This is a genomic window from Blastococcus sp. URHD0036 (assembly GCF_000701365.1).
Lineage (GTDB): Bacteria > Actinomycetota > Actinomycetes > Mycobacteriales > Geodermatophilaceae > Trujillonella.
Map to the genome: position 1 here is coordinate 54,513 of NZ_JNIK01000013.1, position 13,998 is coordinate 68,510.

Annotated in this window: 10 protein-coding genes; 3 read left to right on the forward strand and 7 right to left on the reverse strand. The window is 74.0% G+C overall.

Features of this window, described 5'->3' with window-relative positions; genetic code table 11:
• Positions 1 to 17: 17 nt before the first annotated feature.
• Positions 18 to 1,385, reverse strand: a complete 1,368-nt coding sequence (locus N555_RS0109900) for an FAD-binding oxidoreductase (protein WP_029431328.1) — start codon at positions 1,383 to 1,385, stop codon at positions 18 to 20.
• Between the two features lie 168 nt (positions 1,386 to 1,553).
• On the opposite strand from N555_RS0109900, the gene N555_RS0109905 reads away from it, so the two are divergent.
• The gene (locus tag N555_RS0109905; protein WP_197028959.1) at positions 1,554 to 4,514 is read left to right on the forward strand and encodes an ATP-binding protein; all 2,961 of its coding nucleotides are present in this window, start codon (positions 1,554 to 1,556) and stop codon (positions 4,512 to 4,514) included.
• Between the two features lie 6 nt (positions 4,515 to 4,520).
• On the opposite strand, the gene N555_RS0109910 is transcribed toward N555_RS0109905, so the two are convergent.
• The 5 genes from N555_RS0109910 to N555_RS0109930 form a co-directional block, all read right to left on the reverse strand.
• Positions 4,521 to 4,790, reverse strand: a complete 270-nt coding sequence (locus N555_RS0109910; RefSeq protein ID WP_029431330.1) for a DUF4242 domain-containing protein — start codon at positions 4,788 to 4,790, stop codon at positions 4,521 to 4,523.
• A gap of 53 nt (positions 4,791 to 4,843) precedes the next feature.
• Positions 4,844 to 7,036 carry an MMPL family transporter gene (locus N555_RS0109915; protein WP_051683920.1) on the reverse strand — a complete coding sequence of 731 codons (2,193 nt, stop codon included), beginning with the start codon at positions 7,034 to 7,036 and terminating at the stop codon, positions 4,844 to 4,846.
• 144 nt (positions 7,037 to 7,180) lie between these two features.
• Complete coding sequence (locus N555_RS0109920) at positions 7,181 to 8,359, reverse strand: amidohydrolase family protein (RefSeq protein WP_029431332.1); 1,179 nt, start codon at positions 8,357 to 8,359, stop codon at positions 7,181 to 7,183.
• 105 nt (positions 8,360 to 8,464) lie between these two features.
• Positions 8,465 to 9,166 carry a TetR/AcrR family transcriptional regulator gene (locus N555_RS0109925; RefSeq protein ID WP_197028960.1) on the reverse strand — a complete coding sequence of 234 codons (702 nt, stop codon included), beginning with the start codon at positions 9,164 to 9,166 and terminating at the stop codon, positions 8,465 to 8,467.
• A 10-nt stretch (positions 9,167 to 9,176) separates the two neighbouring features.
• Positions 9,177 to 10,676, reverse strand: coding sequence for a class I adenylate-forming enzyme family protein (locus N555_RS0109930; protein WP_051683921.1), 1,500 nt, complete (start codon positions 10,674 to 10,676; stop codon positions 9,177 to 9,179).
• Between the two features lie 140 nt (positions 10,677 to 10,816).
• On the opposite strand from N555_RS0109930, the gene N555_RS0109935 reads away from it, so the two are divergent.
• Complete coding sequence (locus tag N555_RS0109935; protein WP_051683922.1) at positions 10,817 to 12,226, forward strand: MFS transporter; 1,410 nt, start codon at positions 10,817 to 10,819, stop codon at positions 12,224 to 12,226.
• Positions 12,227 to 12,272: 46 nt separating this feature from the next.
• Positions 12,273 to 13,088, forward strand: coding sequence for an alpha/beta fold hydrolase (locus tag N555_RS25830; protein ID WP_051683923.1), 816 nt, complete (start codon positions 12,273 to 12,275; stop codon positions 13,086 to 13,088).
• Between the two features lie 204 nt (positions 13,089 to 13,292).
• Here N555_RS25830 and N555_RS0109945 read toward each other — a convergent pair whose 3' ends face one another.
• The gene (locus N555_RS0109945; RefSeq protein ID WP_029431337.1) at positions 13,293 to 13,919 is read right to left on the reverse strand and encodes a hypothetical protein; all 627 of its coding nucleotides are present in this window, start codon (positions 13,917 to 13,919) and stop codon (positions 13,293 to 13,295) included.
• Between the last annotated feature and the right edge of the window lie 79 nt (positions 13,920 to 13,998).

A 13,998-nucleotide genomic window follows, 5' to 3' on the forward strand; every position in this document is an offset into this window, starting at 1 on the left:
GGCCCTGGCGCCGGCCGTCAGGGGGCGATGTTCTGGTTGAGCCGGAACAGGTTGCCCGGGTCGTAGTGCCGCTTGACCTCCAGCAGCCGGGAGTAGTTCGAGCCGTAGTTGTCGGCCACCCGCGACTGGTCGTCGGCCGAGGCGAAGTTGACGTAGCCGCCGGGCTGCGAGTGCGGGGCGATCGCGGCGTAGTAGTCCTTCACCCACCGGGTGTTCGCCTCGTTGTCGGCCGGATCGGGCCACATCCCGGCGATGACGGTGGCGAAGTTCGCCTCGCGGTGTCCGAACGCGGTCGCGCCGGGCGCCACGTCGTGCACCGCACCGTTGATCGGGTAGAGGTGCATCGTCGAGTTGACGCACGGCACCCGCGCGCCGTGCTCCACGTGCGCGGCGATCGCCTCGTCGGTGAGCTCCTCGACGAACGCCGCCTTCCAGTAGTGCTGCAGGCCCGGTGGCAGCAGGGCGTCGAACGCGCTGTTCAGCGCCTGGAGCGGCATCACGCCGACGTGCTCGGCGACCGGCCGGGCCACCTGCCGGAACCCCTCCAGGACCCGCTCCCCCTCGGCGACCGACCCGGTCCAGCAGGAGACCACCATGATCAGGGGGTCGCCGACCCGGTCCTCCGGCACGAACGGCAGCGGTGGCGCGATCTGGAACCCCGGGAACCCGCCGTACTCACGCGGCGCCGTCGCGATGAACTCCCGGAAGTACGCCAGGACCGCGGGAGCGTCCGCCAGCTCGAAGAACATCGGCCCGCCGAGGACGTCGGCGACCGGGTGGCACCGGTAGGTGAACCTCGTGACGACGCCGAAGTTCCCGCCGCCCCCGCGCAGGCCCCAGAAGAGGTCCGGGTGTTCCTGCTCGTCGACGGTGAGCACCGAACCGTCCGCGGTCACCACCTCGGCGGCGATCAGGTTGTCGCAGGTGAGCCCGTACCCGCGGGACAGGTAGCCGATGCCGCCGCCGAGGGTGAGGCCGCCGATCCCGGTGCTGGAGATGATCCCGCCGGGCACGGCCAGCCCGTGCGCGGCGGTGACGTCGTTCAACCGGTGCCAGGTGGTTCCTCCGCCGGCCCGGGCGGTCCGTGCGCCGTCCTCGACCTCGACCGACTGCAGCCCGGACAGATCCGCCACGATCGCGCCGTCCGCCGTTCCGAAGCCGGGCACGCTGTGCCCGCCGCCGCGCACCGCGAGCGGGCTCCCGCTCTCCGCGGCGTAGCGCACGGTGGCCACGACGTCGTCGGTGCTCGCGCAGCGCACCACGGCAGCCGGGTGCGCGTCGATCATGCCGTTGTAGACGTGCCGCGCGTCCTCGTAGTCGGCGTCCTCGGGCCGGACGACGGTTCCGCTGACCCGGTGGGCCAGGGTGTCCAGGGCGACTGTCATGACCACTCCTCGGTGGATCGGGTGCCCCGGCGCGATGTCGGGACGCGTTCCACGCTAGGAGCGACCGGTGGCCGTCCACATGACCAGAAGTGCGCGACCTCGCGACTGGTCCGGATGGCCAGATCTGACCATCCCTCCACGGCGGCCGGCAGGGCTACCGTCTGGGAGATGTCCGGTTGGGCACCCCCGCCGCTGCCGACGCGCTGGTCCAGCCCCGCGCGCCCGGCGTTCGTCGGCCGGCGGTCGGAGCTGGGAGTGCTCGAGGAGGCGTGGACGGCGGTCCGTGCCGGTTCCCGCCAGGTCGTCTTCCTCGGCGGGGAGCCGGGCGCCGGGAAGTCCCGGTTGCTCGCCGAGGTGTGCACCGTGCTGCACCGGCAGGGCGCGGCCGTCCTGCTGGGCACGTGCGCCGGCGAGTTCGGGCCGCCCTATCAGCCCTTCGTCGAGCCGATCGAGGCGTTGCTGTCGGACGCGGCGGACACAGACTCGGACCGGAACGGCACCGCGTCGAGCCGGCCGGACGCCGCGGCCGTGGCGGACGAGCGGTTGCGGACGCTCGCGGGGCGGCGGGCACCGCCGGCTGATGACCGGCACGGGAGACGCGAGCACCGCCCGGAGCTCTACGACGCGGCGGTGGATGCCTTCCGGGCGGTGGCCGGGCAGCGCCCGCTGGTGCTCGCCCTGGAGGACCTGCACTGGGCCGGGCGAGCGTCGCTCCAGCTGCTCAGCCACCTGGTGGAGCAGACCGCCGAGTGCCCGGTCCTGGTGCTCGGCACGCACCGCACCACCGCACCGGACCGCTCGCCGGCGCTGGTCGGAGCGATCGCCGCGCTGTACCGGCTCGACGGTGTACGGCGGCTGGACCTCGGCGGGCTGGACACCGAGGACATCGCCGAGTACCTCACCCTCGAGGGACGGCTCCCCGCCCGCCGAGCCCGGCGCACCGCCGCGGTGCTGCGGGACCAGACCGGCGGCAACCCCTTCCTCCTCCGCGAGCTCTGGCGGGACCTGTCCGCGCGGGGCGTCTCCCCGGCCGGTGGCGGTGCCGGAGCGGCCGCTGCCGTGGACACCGCCGGGTGGCAGGCCCCGGTGACGGTCCGGGACACCGTCGCCGGCCGACTGGACCGGTTGAGCGCACCGGAGCGGGAGACGCTGGAGCTGGCCGCCGTCGTCGGTGAGGACGTCGACGTCGCCACCGTGCTCGCCGCGTCCACCTGGAGCAGCGACTCCACGCTGGCCGCCCTCGACGTGGCGGCGGCCTTCGGCCTGCTGGAGCCCGCGTCCGGCGCCGGCGGGATGTTCCGCTTCCCGCACGCCCTGGCCCGGCAGGCGATCCTCGATCTGATGCCCCCCACCCGCCGGGCCCGCCAGCACGCGCGGGTCGCTGCGGTCATCGAGGCCATCGCACCGGTGTCCGAGCGGCGCGCGCAGCGGCTGGCCTCCCACTACGCGCAGGCCCAGGCGCTGGGCCCCGACCTGGCCGAGCGGGCTGTCCGGTACCTGACGGAGGCCGCCCGGGCCGCGGACGCCAGCCTCGCCCACGGGGACGCGGCCCGGTGGTTCGAGCAGGCCGCCGCACTGTCCGTCGCCGGCCGGCAGGACGAGTTGCTGCTGTCCGCGGCCCGGAGCCACCTGCTGGGTGGTGACTTCGCCCGGGCCCGCACGCTCGGCGAGCAGGTCGCCGGCACCGGGGCGGGGACGGTCCGGCTGCGGGCCGCCATCGCCTACGAGGACGCCTCGTGGCGCCCGGGCCGGCCGGGACACCGGGCCGTGGAGCTGTTGTCGGCCGGTCTGGCCGGCATGGTGCGGGACCCGGCCGACCCCCTCCACGTGCGGGCGGTCGCCAGTCTCGGCCGGGCGCTGGCCTTCACCGGCGCGACCGAGCAGGCCGGCGTCCTGGGTTCCCGGGCGATCGCGCTGGCCCGGGAGCTCGGCGACGAGGACCTGCTGGCGCACGCCCTGCAGGCCAGCCTCTGGAACGGACTGCGGCCGGTCGACGCCGGGGCGAAGCTGGCCCGCGCGGTGGAGCTGTCCCGGCTGACCGAGCGGACGGGCGACCTCGAGCAGCTCGGTCCGGCGGCCTACTACCGCGGGGTGATCAGCTACCTGCAGGGCGATCCGGTGGGGCTCGGCCAGGCACAGGAGGACCTGGTGCGGATGGCCCGGGGAACCGGCCAGGGGTTCTTCGACTACATGGCCGGCTGCCTGCGCTACGCCCGGCAGTTCGTCGTCGGGGACTTCGGGGCCGCCCACGACACCTGCGCCGCCCTGCTGGAGATGGGCGAGTCCTTCGGCAGCGACGACACCGAGGGCCCCTGCGCCGTGCAGGGTTACCTGATCCGCCGGGAGACCGGAGCCCTCGAGCGGATCCGCCCGCTGGTCACCGGGACGGAGCTGCCGGCCGACCGGTGGGCGCCGGGCCTGCTGGCGCTGTACACCGAACTGGACCTGGACGAGCCCGCGGCCCGGCTGCTGGGCTGGCTGCTGGACGGACAGCTGGGCCGGTACCAGGAGTCGGCACAGTGGCCGTGCGTGCTGGTCTTCCTCGTGGAGGCGGCACTCGCGCTGGAGGACGAGGCGGCGGCCGGCGTGCTGCGCCCGATGCTGGCCGAGTACGCCGGGCTCAACCTGGTCGCCGGGCAGTTCGTCGGCGTCTTCGGCAGCGCGGACCGGTATCTCGGCGCCGTCGACTCGCTGCTGGGCCGGGGGACGGCGGAGGAGCTGTTCGCCACGGCGCTGGACATGGACACCCGGATGGGCGCCCCCGTCCACCGGGCGCACACGCTGGCCGCCTGGGCGCGGCACCGTCGGCGCGCCGGGCGACCGGTCGGCGAGCTCGTCGAGCAGGCGGACGCGCTGGCCGGGCCGCTCGGACTGGTGCGGGTGCGCAGGTCCCTCGGACCGGCTCCCGCGCGGCACGTCGTCCCGCGCCGTCCCGACTCGCTCACCCCGAGGGAGCTCGAGGTCGTGCGGCTGCTCGGTCGCGGGCTGCTCAACCGGCAGATCGCCGAGCAGTTGGTGATCAGTGAGAACACCGCGGCCAACCACGTCCGCAGCATCCTGACCAAGACGGGCTCCGGGAACCGGACGCAGGCGGCCATGTACGCGGCCGCGCAGGGACTGCTGGACTGAGTCCGCTCAGAGCGGGGTGAGCGAGCCGTCAGGCTGCATGGTCGCGGTCATCTCGACGACGACGTCCGCGGGCAGACCGGCCCGCTGCGCGGCGCGGCGGATGGCCTCGGCCGAGGGTGCCTCGTACAGGCAGTAGGTCTTGCGCTTGTCGGCGGACAGGAACGAGTACAGCCACTGCACACCCTCGTCGTCGTTGATCCGGTTGACACCGTCCGCGTCGTCGGCGGTGATGTCGAGGTCCTCGACGAATCGGCGTTCGATCATGAAGACGGGCATGGGGTTCCCCTTCAGCGGCGACGGTCCGGTGACCGTGGCCCCCCTGACCCTGCTCAGCGGACCCCGTCCTGTCCACCGCCCCCGGCGTCGCCGCCACCGGTCACGCCGGCCGGGGCGAGCGGCCGCTCCTCCGCAGCCCGGGCCTCCGGCACCGTCGCGACCGGCGAGGGCGCCACCCGCAGCACCCGCGCCAGCCCGGCCGGCAGCCACCAGTTCCACCGGCCGAGGACGCTGACCAGGGCCGGCACCAGCAGCGCCCGCACGAGGGTCGCGTCGATGAGGATGCCGACGCCCAGCGCGGTGCCCAGCACCTTGATGTCGGTGCCGGGCGAGGAGGCCAGCGCCGCGAAGGAGAAGAACAGGATGAGGGCGGCGGAGGTGACCAGCCGGCCGGTGCGTCCCAGCCCGGTGACCACGGCACGGGAGGTGCTCCCGGTCTCGTCGAACTCCTCCCGCATGCGGGCGAGGATGAACACCTCGTAGTCCATCGAGAGGCCGAACAGGAACGCGAAGATGATCACCGGCAGCCAGAAGGTGATCGCGCCGGTGGCCGACACCCCGAAGATCGCCTCGGAGCCGTGCCCGTCCTGCCAGAACCAGGTGATGAACCCGAAGACGGCGGCGAGCGAGACCAGGTTGAGCAGCACCGCCTTGATCGGCAGCAGCAGCGAGCGGAACGTGCGCACGAGCAGGACGAAGGTGATCAGGGCGATCAGCCCCAGGACGTAGGGGAAGTTGTCGTACACCGCCCGGAAGTAGTCCTGCACGATCGCGCCGGTACCCGTGACGCCCACGTCGCCGTCGACGGCGTCCTCCACGGCCGTGCGGACGTCGTCGACGACGGCGATGCTCGTGCTGTCCACGGTCTCGTCGTCCGGCACGACGTCGACGACGGTCGTGCCGTCGGCACTGCCGCCCACCACGGCGGTGCGGACACCGGGCACGTCGGCCGCCGCCGCCACCGCTGCATCGGCCTCCGCGTCGGGCACCAGCAGCACGATCGGGGTGAGGACGCCGTTGCCCACCCCGCCCTCCTCGAGCGTCTGCAGCGCGTCGAACGCCGGGCCACTGCTCGCCAGCGACTCGGTGTTCGACTGCCCGATCTTCAGGTGGAACACCGGCGCGACGAGCAGCGCCAGCAGCACGACGGCCACAGCGGTGGCGAGCCAGCGGCGGCGGACGATGAGCCGGGCCCACGCCGACCAGCCGCGGGCGGCCTTGTCGTCGTGCCGCACGTGCGGCCAGTCGACCCGTGGCCCGATCGACGACAGCAGCGCCGGCAGCAGGGTGAGAACCACCGCCACGCTGACCAGCGGGATGAGCATGCCGCCCAGGCCCATGCTCCGGAGGAACGGCACCGGCACCACGATCAGCGCCAGCAGGCTGATCGCGACCGTCACCCCCGAGGCGAGCACCGCGTGCCCGGCTGTCCGGGTCGCGATGACCACGGCCTCCTCGTTGCTGTGCCCGTGCGCGCGCTCCTCCCGCCAGCGCGATACGAGCAGCAGCGAGTAGTCGATGGCGACGCCGAGGCCCACCAGCGCGATGAGGAACTGGACGACGAAGCTCACGTCGGTCAGGTAGGTCAGGCCCAGGACCAGCAGGAACGTCGTCAGGATCGACACGGCGGCGATCATCAGGGGGACGAGGGCGAGGAACGACGCGAAGACGAAGACCAGCACCGCCAGCGCACCGACGGCGCCGAAGAGGGTCTCGACGAGCACGCTGGGGCCCTCGGTGTCCCCGCCCGCGGCGAGCAGGTTGTACGACGTGAGGCCGGTGTCCAGCCCGGCCGCCGCGGCCGCCTGCTCGAACACCGGCTGCAGCTGCGCCTCGAAGCCCGGCCCGAAGCCCGTGGGCTCCGGCCCCTGTACGAGGGCGAAGGTGCTGCGGCCGTCGTCGGTGACGAACCGGTCGTCGCCGGTGCTGGCCAGGTCGACCACCCGGGCCTGCGGGAGCTCGGTGCGGACGGCGTCGAAGACGGCCGCGACGTCCGCCTCCTGCTCGGCCACGGTGCTGCCCTCGGGCACGGTCAGGACCGGCACGAAGGTGTCGGCGGTGCTCGCCCCGAAGGTGTCGATCAGGTCCTGCTCGGCCTCGTACCCCGGCTGGCCGGGCAGGGAGAAGTCGACGGTCAGCCGGTCGGAGACCGGGCCCGCGGCGATCCCACCGGCGATCATGAGCGCGAGCCAGCCGAAGACGACCCATCGGCGGTGCCGCAACACCAGACGTGCGAGAGACTCCACGGACGCTCCCCCGGGCAGGCTCTCGGCAGCGGCGCTGCGGTGAGCGATCCGCCGGGAACCGTACTGCCGGGGCGGCCCGCGCGGCGCGTTCCGCGACGGCCTCGTTCGAAGGGCGCCCAGGCCGCCTCAGCGGCGGTCAGCCGGTCACCAGAGGCGGTAGAGCTCCGCGGCGTTGCCGCCCATGACGGCGAGCTGGGTCTCCGGGCGCAGGGCCGCGATCCGCTCCTTGACCATGTCGAGCGGGTTCGGGTGCAGCGACGTCGGGTGCGGGAAGTCCGTCTCGAACATCACGTTGCCCTGGCCGACGGTGTCGATCAGGTGCTGGAGGTCGCCCCGGCCCTTCTCGAACCAGAAGGTGGCGTACCAGTTGTCCCGGAAGTACTCCGAGGGCAGCTTCTGCAGCTTCTCGAAGTACTCGGGCGCGTTCTCCTCGAGCTCGTAGTCCATCGCCTCGAGCATGAACGGCACCCAGCCGATGCCGCTCTCGACGGAGACCATCTTCAGCTCCGGATGCCGGTCGAACATCCCCGAGTAGGCGCTGTTGAGCAGCACCTGGGAGTTGTTCAGGAACAGCGAGGCGCCCCCGATGGCCGGCTTGACGTACTCGTCCTGGCTCGGCCAGTAGGTGGTGCCGAAGTACGACAGCGACGTCTGGCTGGCCCCGATGTGGAAGTGCACCGGCAGCTTCCGGGCCGCGCACACCTCCCACAGCGGGTCCCACGCCCGGTTCCCGAGGTCGGCGGAGCCGGCGTCCTGCGGGTGGGCGGTCATGTTGATCCCGCGCATGCCCAGGTCGGCGCAGCGCTGCGCCTCGCGCACGCAGGCGTCGATGTCCCAGGCCGGCATGATCGGCATCGGCAGCAGCCGGTTGCCCGACTCCGCCTGCACCTCGGCCATGTGGTCGTTGTAGATCTCGACGACCAGCCGCAGCAGCGCCGGGTCGGACCCGGACTTGGCGAAGTTCTGACCGCCCAGCCCGATCGCGTTCGGGTAGATGACCTGGGCGTGGATGCCCAGCTCGTCCATCAGCTCGATCCGGGCCGCCGGGTCCCAGGCGGCCTTGTGCACGTCCTGGATCCCCCACGAACCGCCCTGCGAGTCCCGCCACGGGTGCTTGTTGCCCTCGAGGTCGATGGTCCCGCCCGAGCCGGCCCGGCCGAACGTCTTCCCCTCGAGGACCCACATGTCCAGGCCGTCGATCCGCTCGACGTGGGGGACGCGGTCCTCGTACCCCTTCGGCGCCCGCGCGGTGAACAGGTCATGGCGTTCCGTCATGTGGGCGTCGGCGTCGACCACCCGCAGACCCTCGGCCAGCGCGACCATCTGTGCCTCCTCGTGCTGGGGCACCGAGGTGCCCGCGACGTCGTCCGCCCGGAGTCGGGATGTGACGCACGCTACGGACGACGGCGGAGGTTTACAACAGTTGATTTAAACCGGGTCGCCGTGTTGGCTCACCGGCGCGAGCCACAGCCCGACCACCGCGTCGACGATGCCGGTGGCGGCCTCCTGCCAGGTCGCCCGCGGCGTCGGCCGCCCCTCGGCCAGCGCCCGTTCGCGGTCGGCGCAGCCGTGGACCAGCAGCTGCACCTCCATCGCCCGGCGCTCCTCGTAGACCGCCTCGGGCAGCTGCCGCACGCACTCCCGGAGGCCCTCGACGACGCGCCGCAGCGCTCCCGACCGCGCGCTGTCGTCGAGTGCGAGCTCGCGCAGCGCCGGATCGGTGACCACCAGTGCCCGGAACCGGGCGAACCACGTCGGGTCACCGAGCTCGGCGAGGTGGTCGGTGGACGGGCACACCAGGCACGCCACCCAGTCGCGCAGGTCCGGGTCCGGTCCCAGCGCCTCGACCATCTCCTGCCGCCGCGCCTCGATCGGCTCCGAGTGGCTGCGCAGGATGGCCAGCACGAGGTCGGGCTTGGTGCCGAAGTGGTAGCCGACGGCGGCACTGTTGCGCTGACCGGCCGCCTCGCTGATGTGCCGGTGGGACACCGCGGCGACACCGCGCTCGGCGAACAGCCGTTCGGCGGTGGCCAGGATCAGCTGGCGCGAGGCGGCACTGCGCTCCATCCGCACCCGGCCCCCGGGTCGGATGTCGACGGGACGGTCCGCCGTGCCCTGCGCGTCGGTCACCGGGCCGAGGCTAGCCGCGGACGCCGTCGGGGCCCGCGGCCACGGGCTCGCGCTCGGCGGCCAGGCGGGAGCGGTTGATCTTGCCGGCGCTGGTGCGCGGGAGCTCCTCGACGAACTCGAACGCCTTGGGCACCTTGGGCCCGGACAGCCGCTCCTTGCACCACGCGCGCAGGTCGGCAGCCGACGGCGGGGCCGCCCAGGACCGCGGCTGGACGATCGCGTGCACCGCCCGCTGCCACTCCGGGTCGGGGACGCCGATCACCGCGACGTCGGCGACCTCGGGGTGCTCGGACAGGGCCGCCTCGACCTCTGCCGGGAAGACGTTCACCCCGCCGGTGACGATCATGTCCTGGCGGCGGTCGGCGATGTAGAGGAAGCCGTCGGCGTCGAGCCGCCCCATGTCGCCGAAGCTGCGCCAGCCGCCGTCGGCCGGCGCCGGCGTCTCGGCGCCGACGTAGCGGAAGGGATCGGCCTCGCCCGAGCGGAGCCGCAGCCAGATCTCGCCGACCTCGCCCGGCGGCAGGTCGCGGCCCCCGGCGTCGCGGATCGCGATGTCACAGTCGGCTCCACGCCCCGTCGTCCCGGGGTGGTCCAGCCACTCGCGGCCGGTGCAGGCGACGATGCCCAGTCCCTCGCTGCCGCCGTAGGTGAACATGAACCGCTCGGGTGGCACCAGCTCCAGCCAGATCCGGGTGACCCACTCGGGCAGCACCGCGGCGCCGTAGACGACCCGCTGGAGGCTGGAGAAGTCGCGGTCGCGGACGCCGTCCAGCCGGGCGATCCGCTGCAGCATCGTCGGCACCATGATCGCCGCGGAGGGCCGGTACCGCTCGATCAGGTCGACCACCCGGGCCGCGTCGAACTTCTCGACGAGCACGACGGGGTCCCCGCCCAGCAGCGTCGGGAAGCAGGAGGCGAACCCGTTGGTGTGGTAGAGCGGGCAGACCGCCAGCACCGACTGGCCGGCGTCGATCACGGTCGTCGTCGGCACGTACCGGCCCAGCGACGGCGCGACGATGATCTTCGGCGTCCCGGTCGAGCCCGACGTGGCGATCAGCCGGGCGTAGGGCGGCACGGGGTCTCCGGGCGGCGGGCCGTCGTCCTCCCCCGTCGTCACCCGGACGTCGGCGAGCGTCAGCGTGCCGGCCGGTGCGTCCGCCCAGTCGCCGACCAGCAGCCGCGGCGTGGCGAGGGCGAGCAGCCGGTCGCGCTCCCAGCCGGGCAGCTCGGGCCGCAGCGGGAGGACGGCGGCGCCGAGCTTCCACGCCGCGAACGTCGTGACGACGTGCTCGGCGTTGCTCGGCAGGCCGACCGCGAGCAGGTCGCCCTCGGCGACTCCGGCCCGGGCCAGCAGGTGCGCGACCTGGTTGGCCCGCCGCTCCAGCGCCGTCCACCCGAGGGTCTGCTCCGAGCCGTCGGCGGCGGCCACGACCAGCGCCGGCGCCTCCCCCAGCTCTCCTGCCAGCTCCGTCAGCCGGCGCCCGTACGGGATCCCCACGTCGGCTCCCACTCCGCCTCCTCCACCTGGTCCCAGCGTGTCGACCCTCACACGGGAAGGCTTTCCGGTCCAGCGACGGGGCGGGCCGGGCGTGCGACCATCGACGGGTTCCGCAGGGCCAGCCACACCGGCTGCACGAGCCGGAGGGCACGGTGCACGCGATCGATCCCGGCACGACCCGAGGGCGGACCTGGGTCACCGTCGCGCTGCTGCTCGGGCTGTTCACCACGTCGTTCCCCTCGACGATCCTGACGATCGCGGTGCAGCCGATCGCCGAGGACCTGCACTCCCTCCCGTCCACGGTCGTCTGGGTGACCACCGCGCCGCTGCTCGCCGCCGCCGTGTGCACCCCGCTCTTCGGGCGGCTCGGCGACCTGTTCGGGCACCGGCGCGTGTACCTGGCCGGGATCGTCACGGCCATGGTGTTCGCCCTCGCCAGCGCGCTGGCGTGGGATGCGACGAGCCTCATCGCCGCCCGCACCCTGTCCCAGGCCGGCGCGGCCGCCACGGTGCCGACCGCGGTCGCGCTGCTGTTCCGCGTGAGCCCGCCCCGCGAGCGGGTCCGGGCCAGCGCACGGATCGGCGCCGTCACCTCGGGGGCCGCCGTCATCGGGGTCGTCGTCGGCGGCCCGCTGGTCGACGCGGTCGGCTGGCGGGCGATCTTCGTCGGTCAGGTCGCGCTCTGCGCGATCGCGCTGACGCTCTCCGTCCTGGTGACGCCGGCCGACGCACGGGACCGGGCGCGGGCGTCGCTCGACGTGCCGGGGGCCCTGGCGCTCGCCGTCGCGACGCTCACCCTGACCCTCGGCATCAACCGGCTGGCGGTCTGGGGCCCGACGCCGCTGCCGATCGCCTGCCTGATGGTGGCACCGCTCGCCGTGTGGGCGCTCGTCCTCGTCGAGCGGCGCGCGGCCTCGCCGCTGTTGCCGGTACGCGTGCTGGGCTCGCGCAACGTGCGGGTGATCACCGGCGCGACCGTCCTGTTCGGCGCCGGCTACATGGGCAACTTCGTCGTCACCCCGCTCTTCCTGCAGGGGGTCCTGGGCGTGACCGCGGGCGTGACCTCGCTGCTCACCGTGCCCCGCGCGCTGTCGATCCTGCTCGCCTCCCCCACCGCCGGGCGGGCCGGCATGCGGTTCGGCGAGCGCCGGGTGGCGCTGCTGTCCGGTGCCGCGCTCACCGTGGCGCTGACCGTCATGGCGGTCGGCGGCTGGGTCGCCTCGCTGGTCGTCGTGGCGATCGCCATCGCCCTGAGCGGCTACGCCCAGGGGCACCTGAACCCGTCGCTGCTGTCGGCCCAGAGCGGCGCCGTCGACGAGCGCGACGTCGGCCTGGCCGCCTCGCTCCAGCAGACCGGCTTCCAGGTCGGCGCCGTCATCGGCATCGGGCTGTTCACCGCACTCGCCGGCGACGCGACGACCGCAGGGCCGTTCGCCCTGGTCTTCCTGCTGACCGCCGCCTGCTCGCTGGTCGCGACGGTCGTGCTGCTGCGCATGCGCGATCCGCGCCGCGTCGTGCTGCCCGTCGCGCCCGACCGGATCCCCGACCAGATCGACGCCTGACCGGCCTCCGGTCGCCGGCCGGCGGCGGTGCGGCACGATGCCGGGCGTGACCGCTCCTGCATCCGCGCTGCCGTCCGAGGTCGTCGTCGACGGCGTCCCGGTCCGGTACGGCGTCACCGGCACCGGCCCCGGCAGCCTCGTGCTCGTGCACGGCCACGGCGCCCACCACGTCTGGTGGCACGCCGTCGTCCCGCTGCTGGCCGACCGCTGGCGGGTCGTCACGCTGGATCTCAGCGGGCACGGCGACAGCGGGCACCGCGCGGAGTACACCGGGCCGCAGTGGGCCCGGGAGGTGGTCGCGGTCGCCGACGCCGCCGGGGTGGAGCGGCCCGTGGTCGTGGGGCACAGCCTCGGTGGCCGGGTCGCCGTCCTCGCCGGGGGCCTGCACCCCGACCGGGTCGCCGGTCTGGTCCTGCTCGACTGCGGGATCCTGATGCCGGACACCCTGCGCGGCCGCACCCTCCCGCCACCCCGGCCGTCGCGGGTCCACCCCACCCGGGAGGCCGCCGTCGCGGCGTTCCGCCTGGCACCGGCGCAGCCGGAGCCGGCCGCCGAGCTGTTCGCCCCGGTCGCCGAGTACTCGGTGCGGGCGGTCGAGGGCGGCTGGACGTGGAAGCACGGCGGGCAGCAGTTCCCCACCCTCTACGACGACCAGGTGATGCACGCGGCCACGACCCTGTCGGTGCCGGTGGCCTACGTCTCCGGCGGCGAGAGCCTGGTGGTGGACGACGCCAAGGCGGCCGAGGTGGCCGGGATGCTGCCCGGCGTCCGGACAGTCCGGGTCCCCGGCCTGCACCACCACCTGGTCCTGGAGGACCCCGCGACCGTGGCGCGGCTGATCGACGAGCTCGCCCGGGTCTGAACGCGCGGAGGAGCCGGTGCGGCGTGCCGCACCGGCTCCTCGCGTTCCCCCTCGACCGGACGCTGCGTCCCCCCGTGCGTCGCAGATCCCGGTCGGACCCCTGCCTCCCGCGGTGCCCGTTCCCCCTCGACCAGCCGGCGCCGTTCCCCCGTGCAGCGGCGACGCTGGTCGAGCCGGGCCCGCGAGGGGCTGGCTCGTGGCGCTCTATCGAGCGGCGCCGTCCCGCTGGACGGCGGTGAAGGTGAAGTCCAGGTGGCTGGAGGCGCCGCCGACCGACCCACCGCCGGCCGTGCTCGGCAGCGAGGCGGTGAGCAGCAGGTGGTCCACGCCGCCGGGCGCCAGGCTGTCGACCCCGGGCAGGGCCTGGTCGAGCAGGATGCGGCCGGAGTAGAGCGTCGTGGCGGTGCCCGAGCAGCTCCACGCGCCGTTGACCTTCGCCCAGTCCGCGGAGCAGTCGCGGACGGTGAGCTGCAGGCCGTTGACCGGGTCGGTGTCCAGCGCGCTGGAGGTCGTGGCCCGCGAGGCGAGCGAGACCCGCGACAGCGCGGTGGTGCCGTCGTTCACCAGGTCGACCGGGCTGCTCTCCGAGTCGCCGGCCAGGAAGCCGCCGTTCGGGAAGAGCGAGAGGGTCGCCGCCCCGGCGGCCTTGGTGAGGTCGATCGACAGCACGCCGGTCGAGGTCGTGGTGACCACCGGGCTCGTGCTGTCGGTGAAGGTGCCGTAGGTGGCGAGGCCGGCCACGGCACCGGTGACACCCAGGACGGCGACCGAGGCCGCCACGCGGGCACGGGTCCGGCGCCGGCGGGCGGTCGGAGCGGTCTGGGTGGTCACTGCGGTTCTCCTTCGTCGTCCCTGCCGCGGGCGTTCCCGGCGACAGGACAGACTCTGGGCTCCGTTCCGCAGGTGTCCC

Bases quoted from the DNA above. Each gene is read 5' to 3' on its own strand.
- N555_RS0109900 (WP_029431328.1), bottom strand. From the start codon at position 1,385: ATGACAGTCGCCCTGGACACCCTGGCCCACCGGGTCAGCGGAACCGTC.
- N555_RS0109905 (WP_197028959.1), top strand. From the start codon at position 1,554: ATGTCCGGTTGGGCACCCCCGCCGCTGCCGACGCGCTGGTCCAGCCCC.
- N555_RS0109910 (WP_029431330.1), bottom strand. From the start codon at position 4,790: ATGCCCGTCTTCATGATCGAACGCCGATTCGTCGAGGACCTCGACATC.
- N555_RS0109920 (WP_029431332.1), bottom strand. From the start codon at position 8,359: ATGGTCGCGCTGGCCGAGGGTCTGCGGGTGGTCGACGCCGACGCCCAC.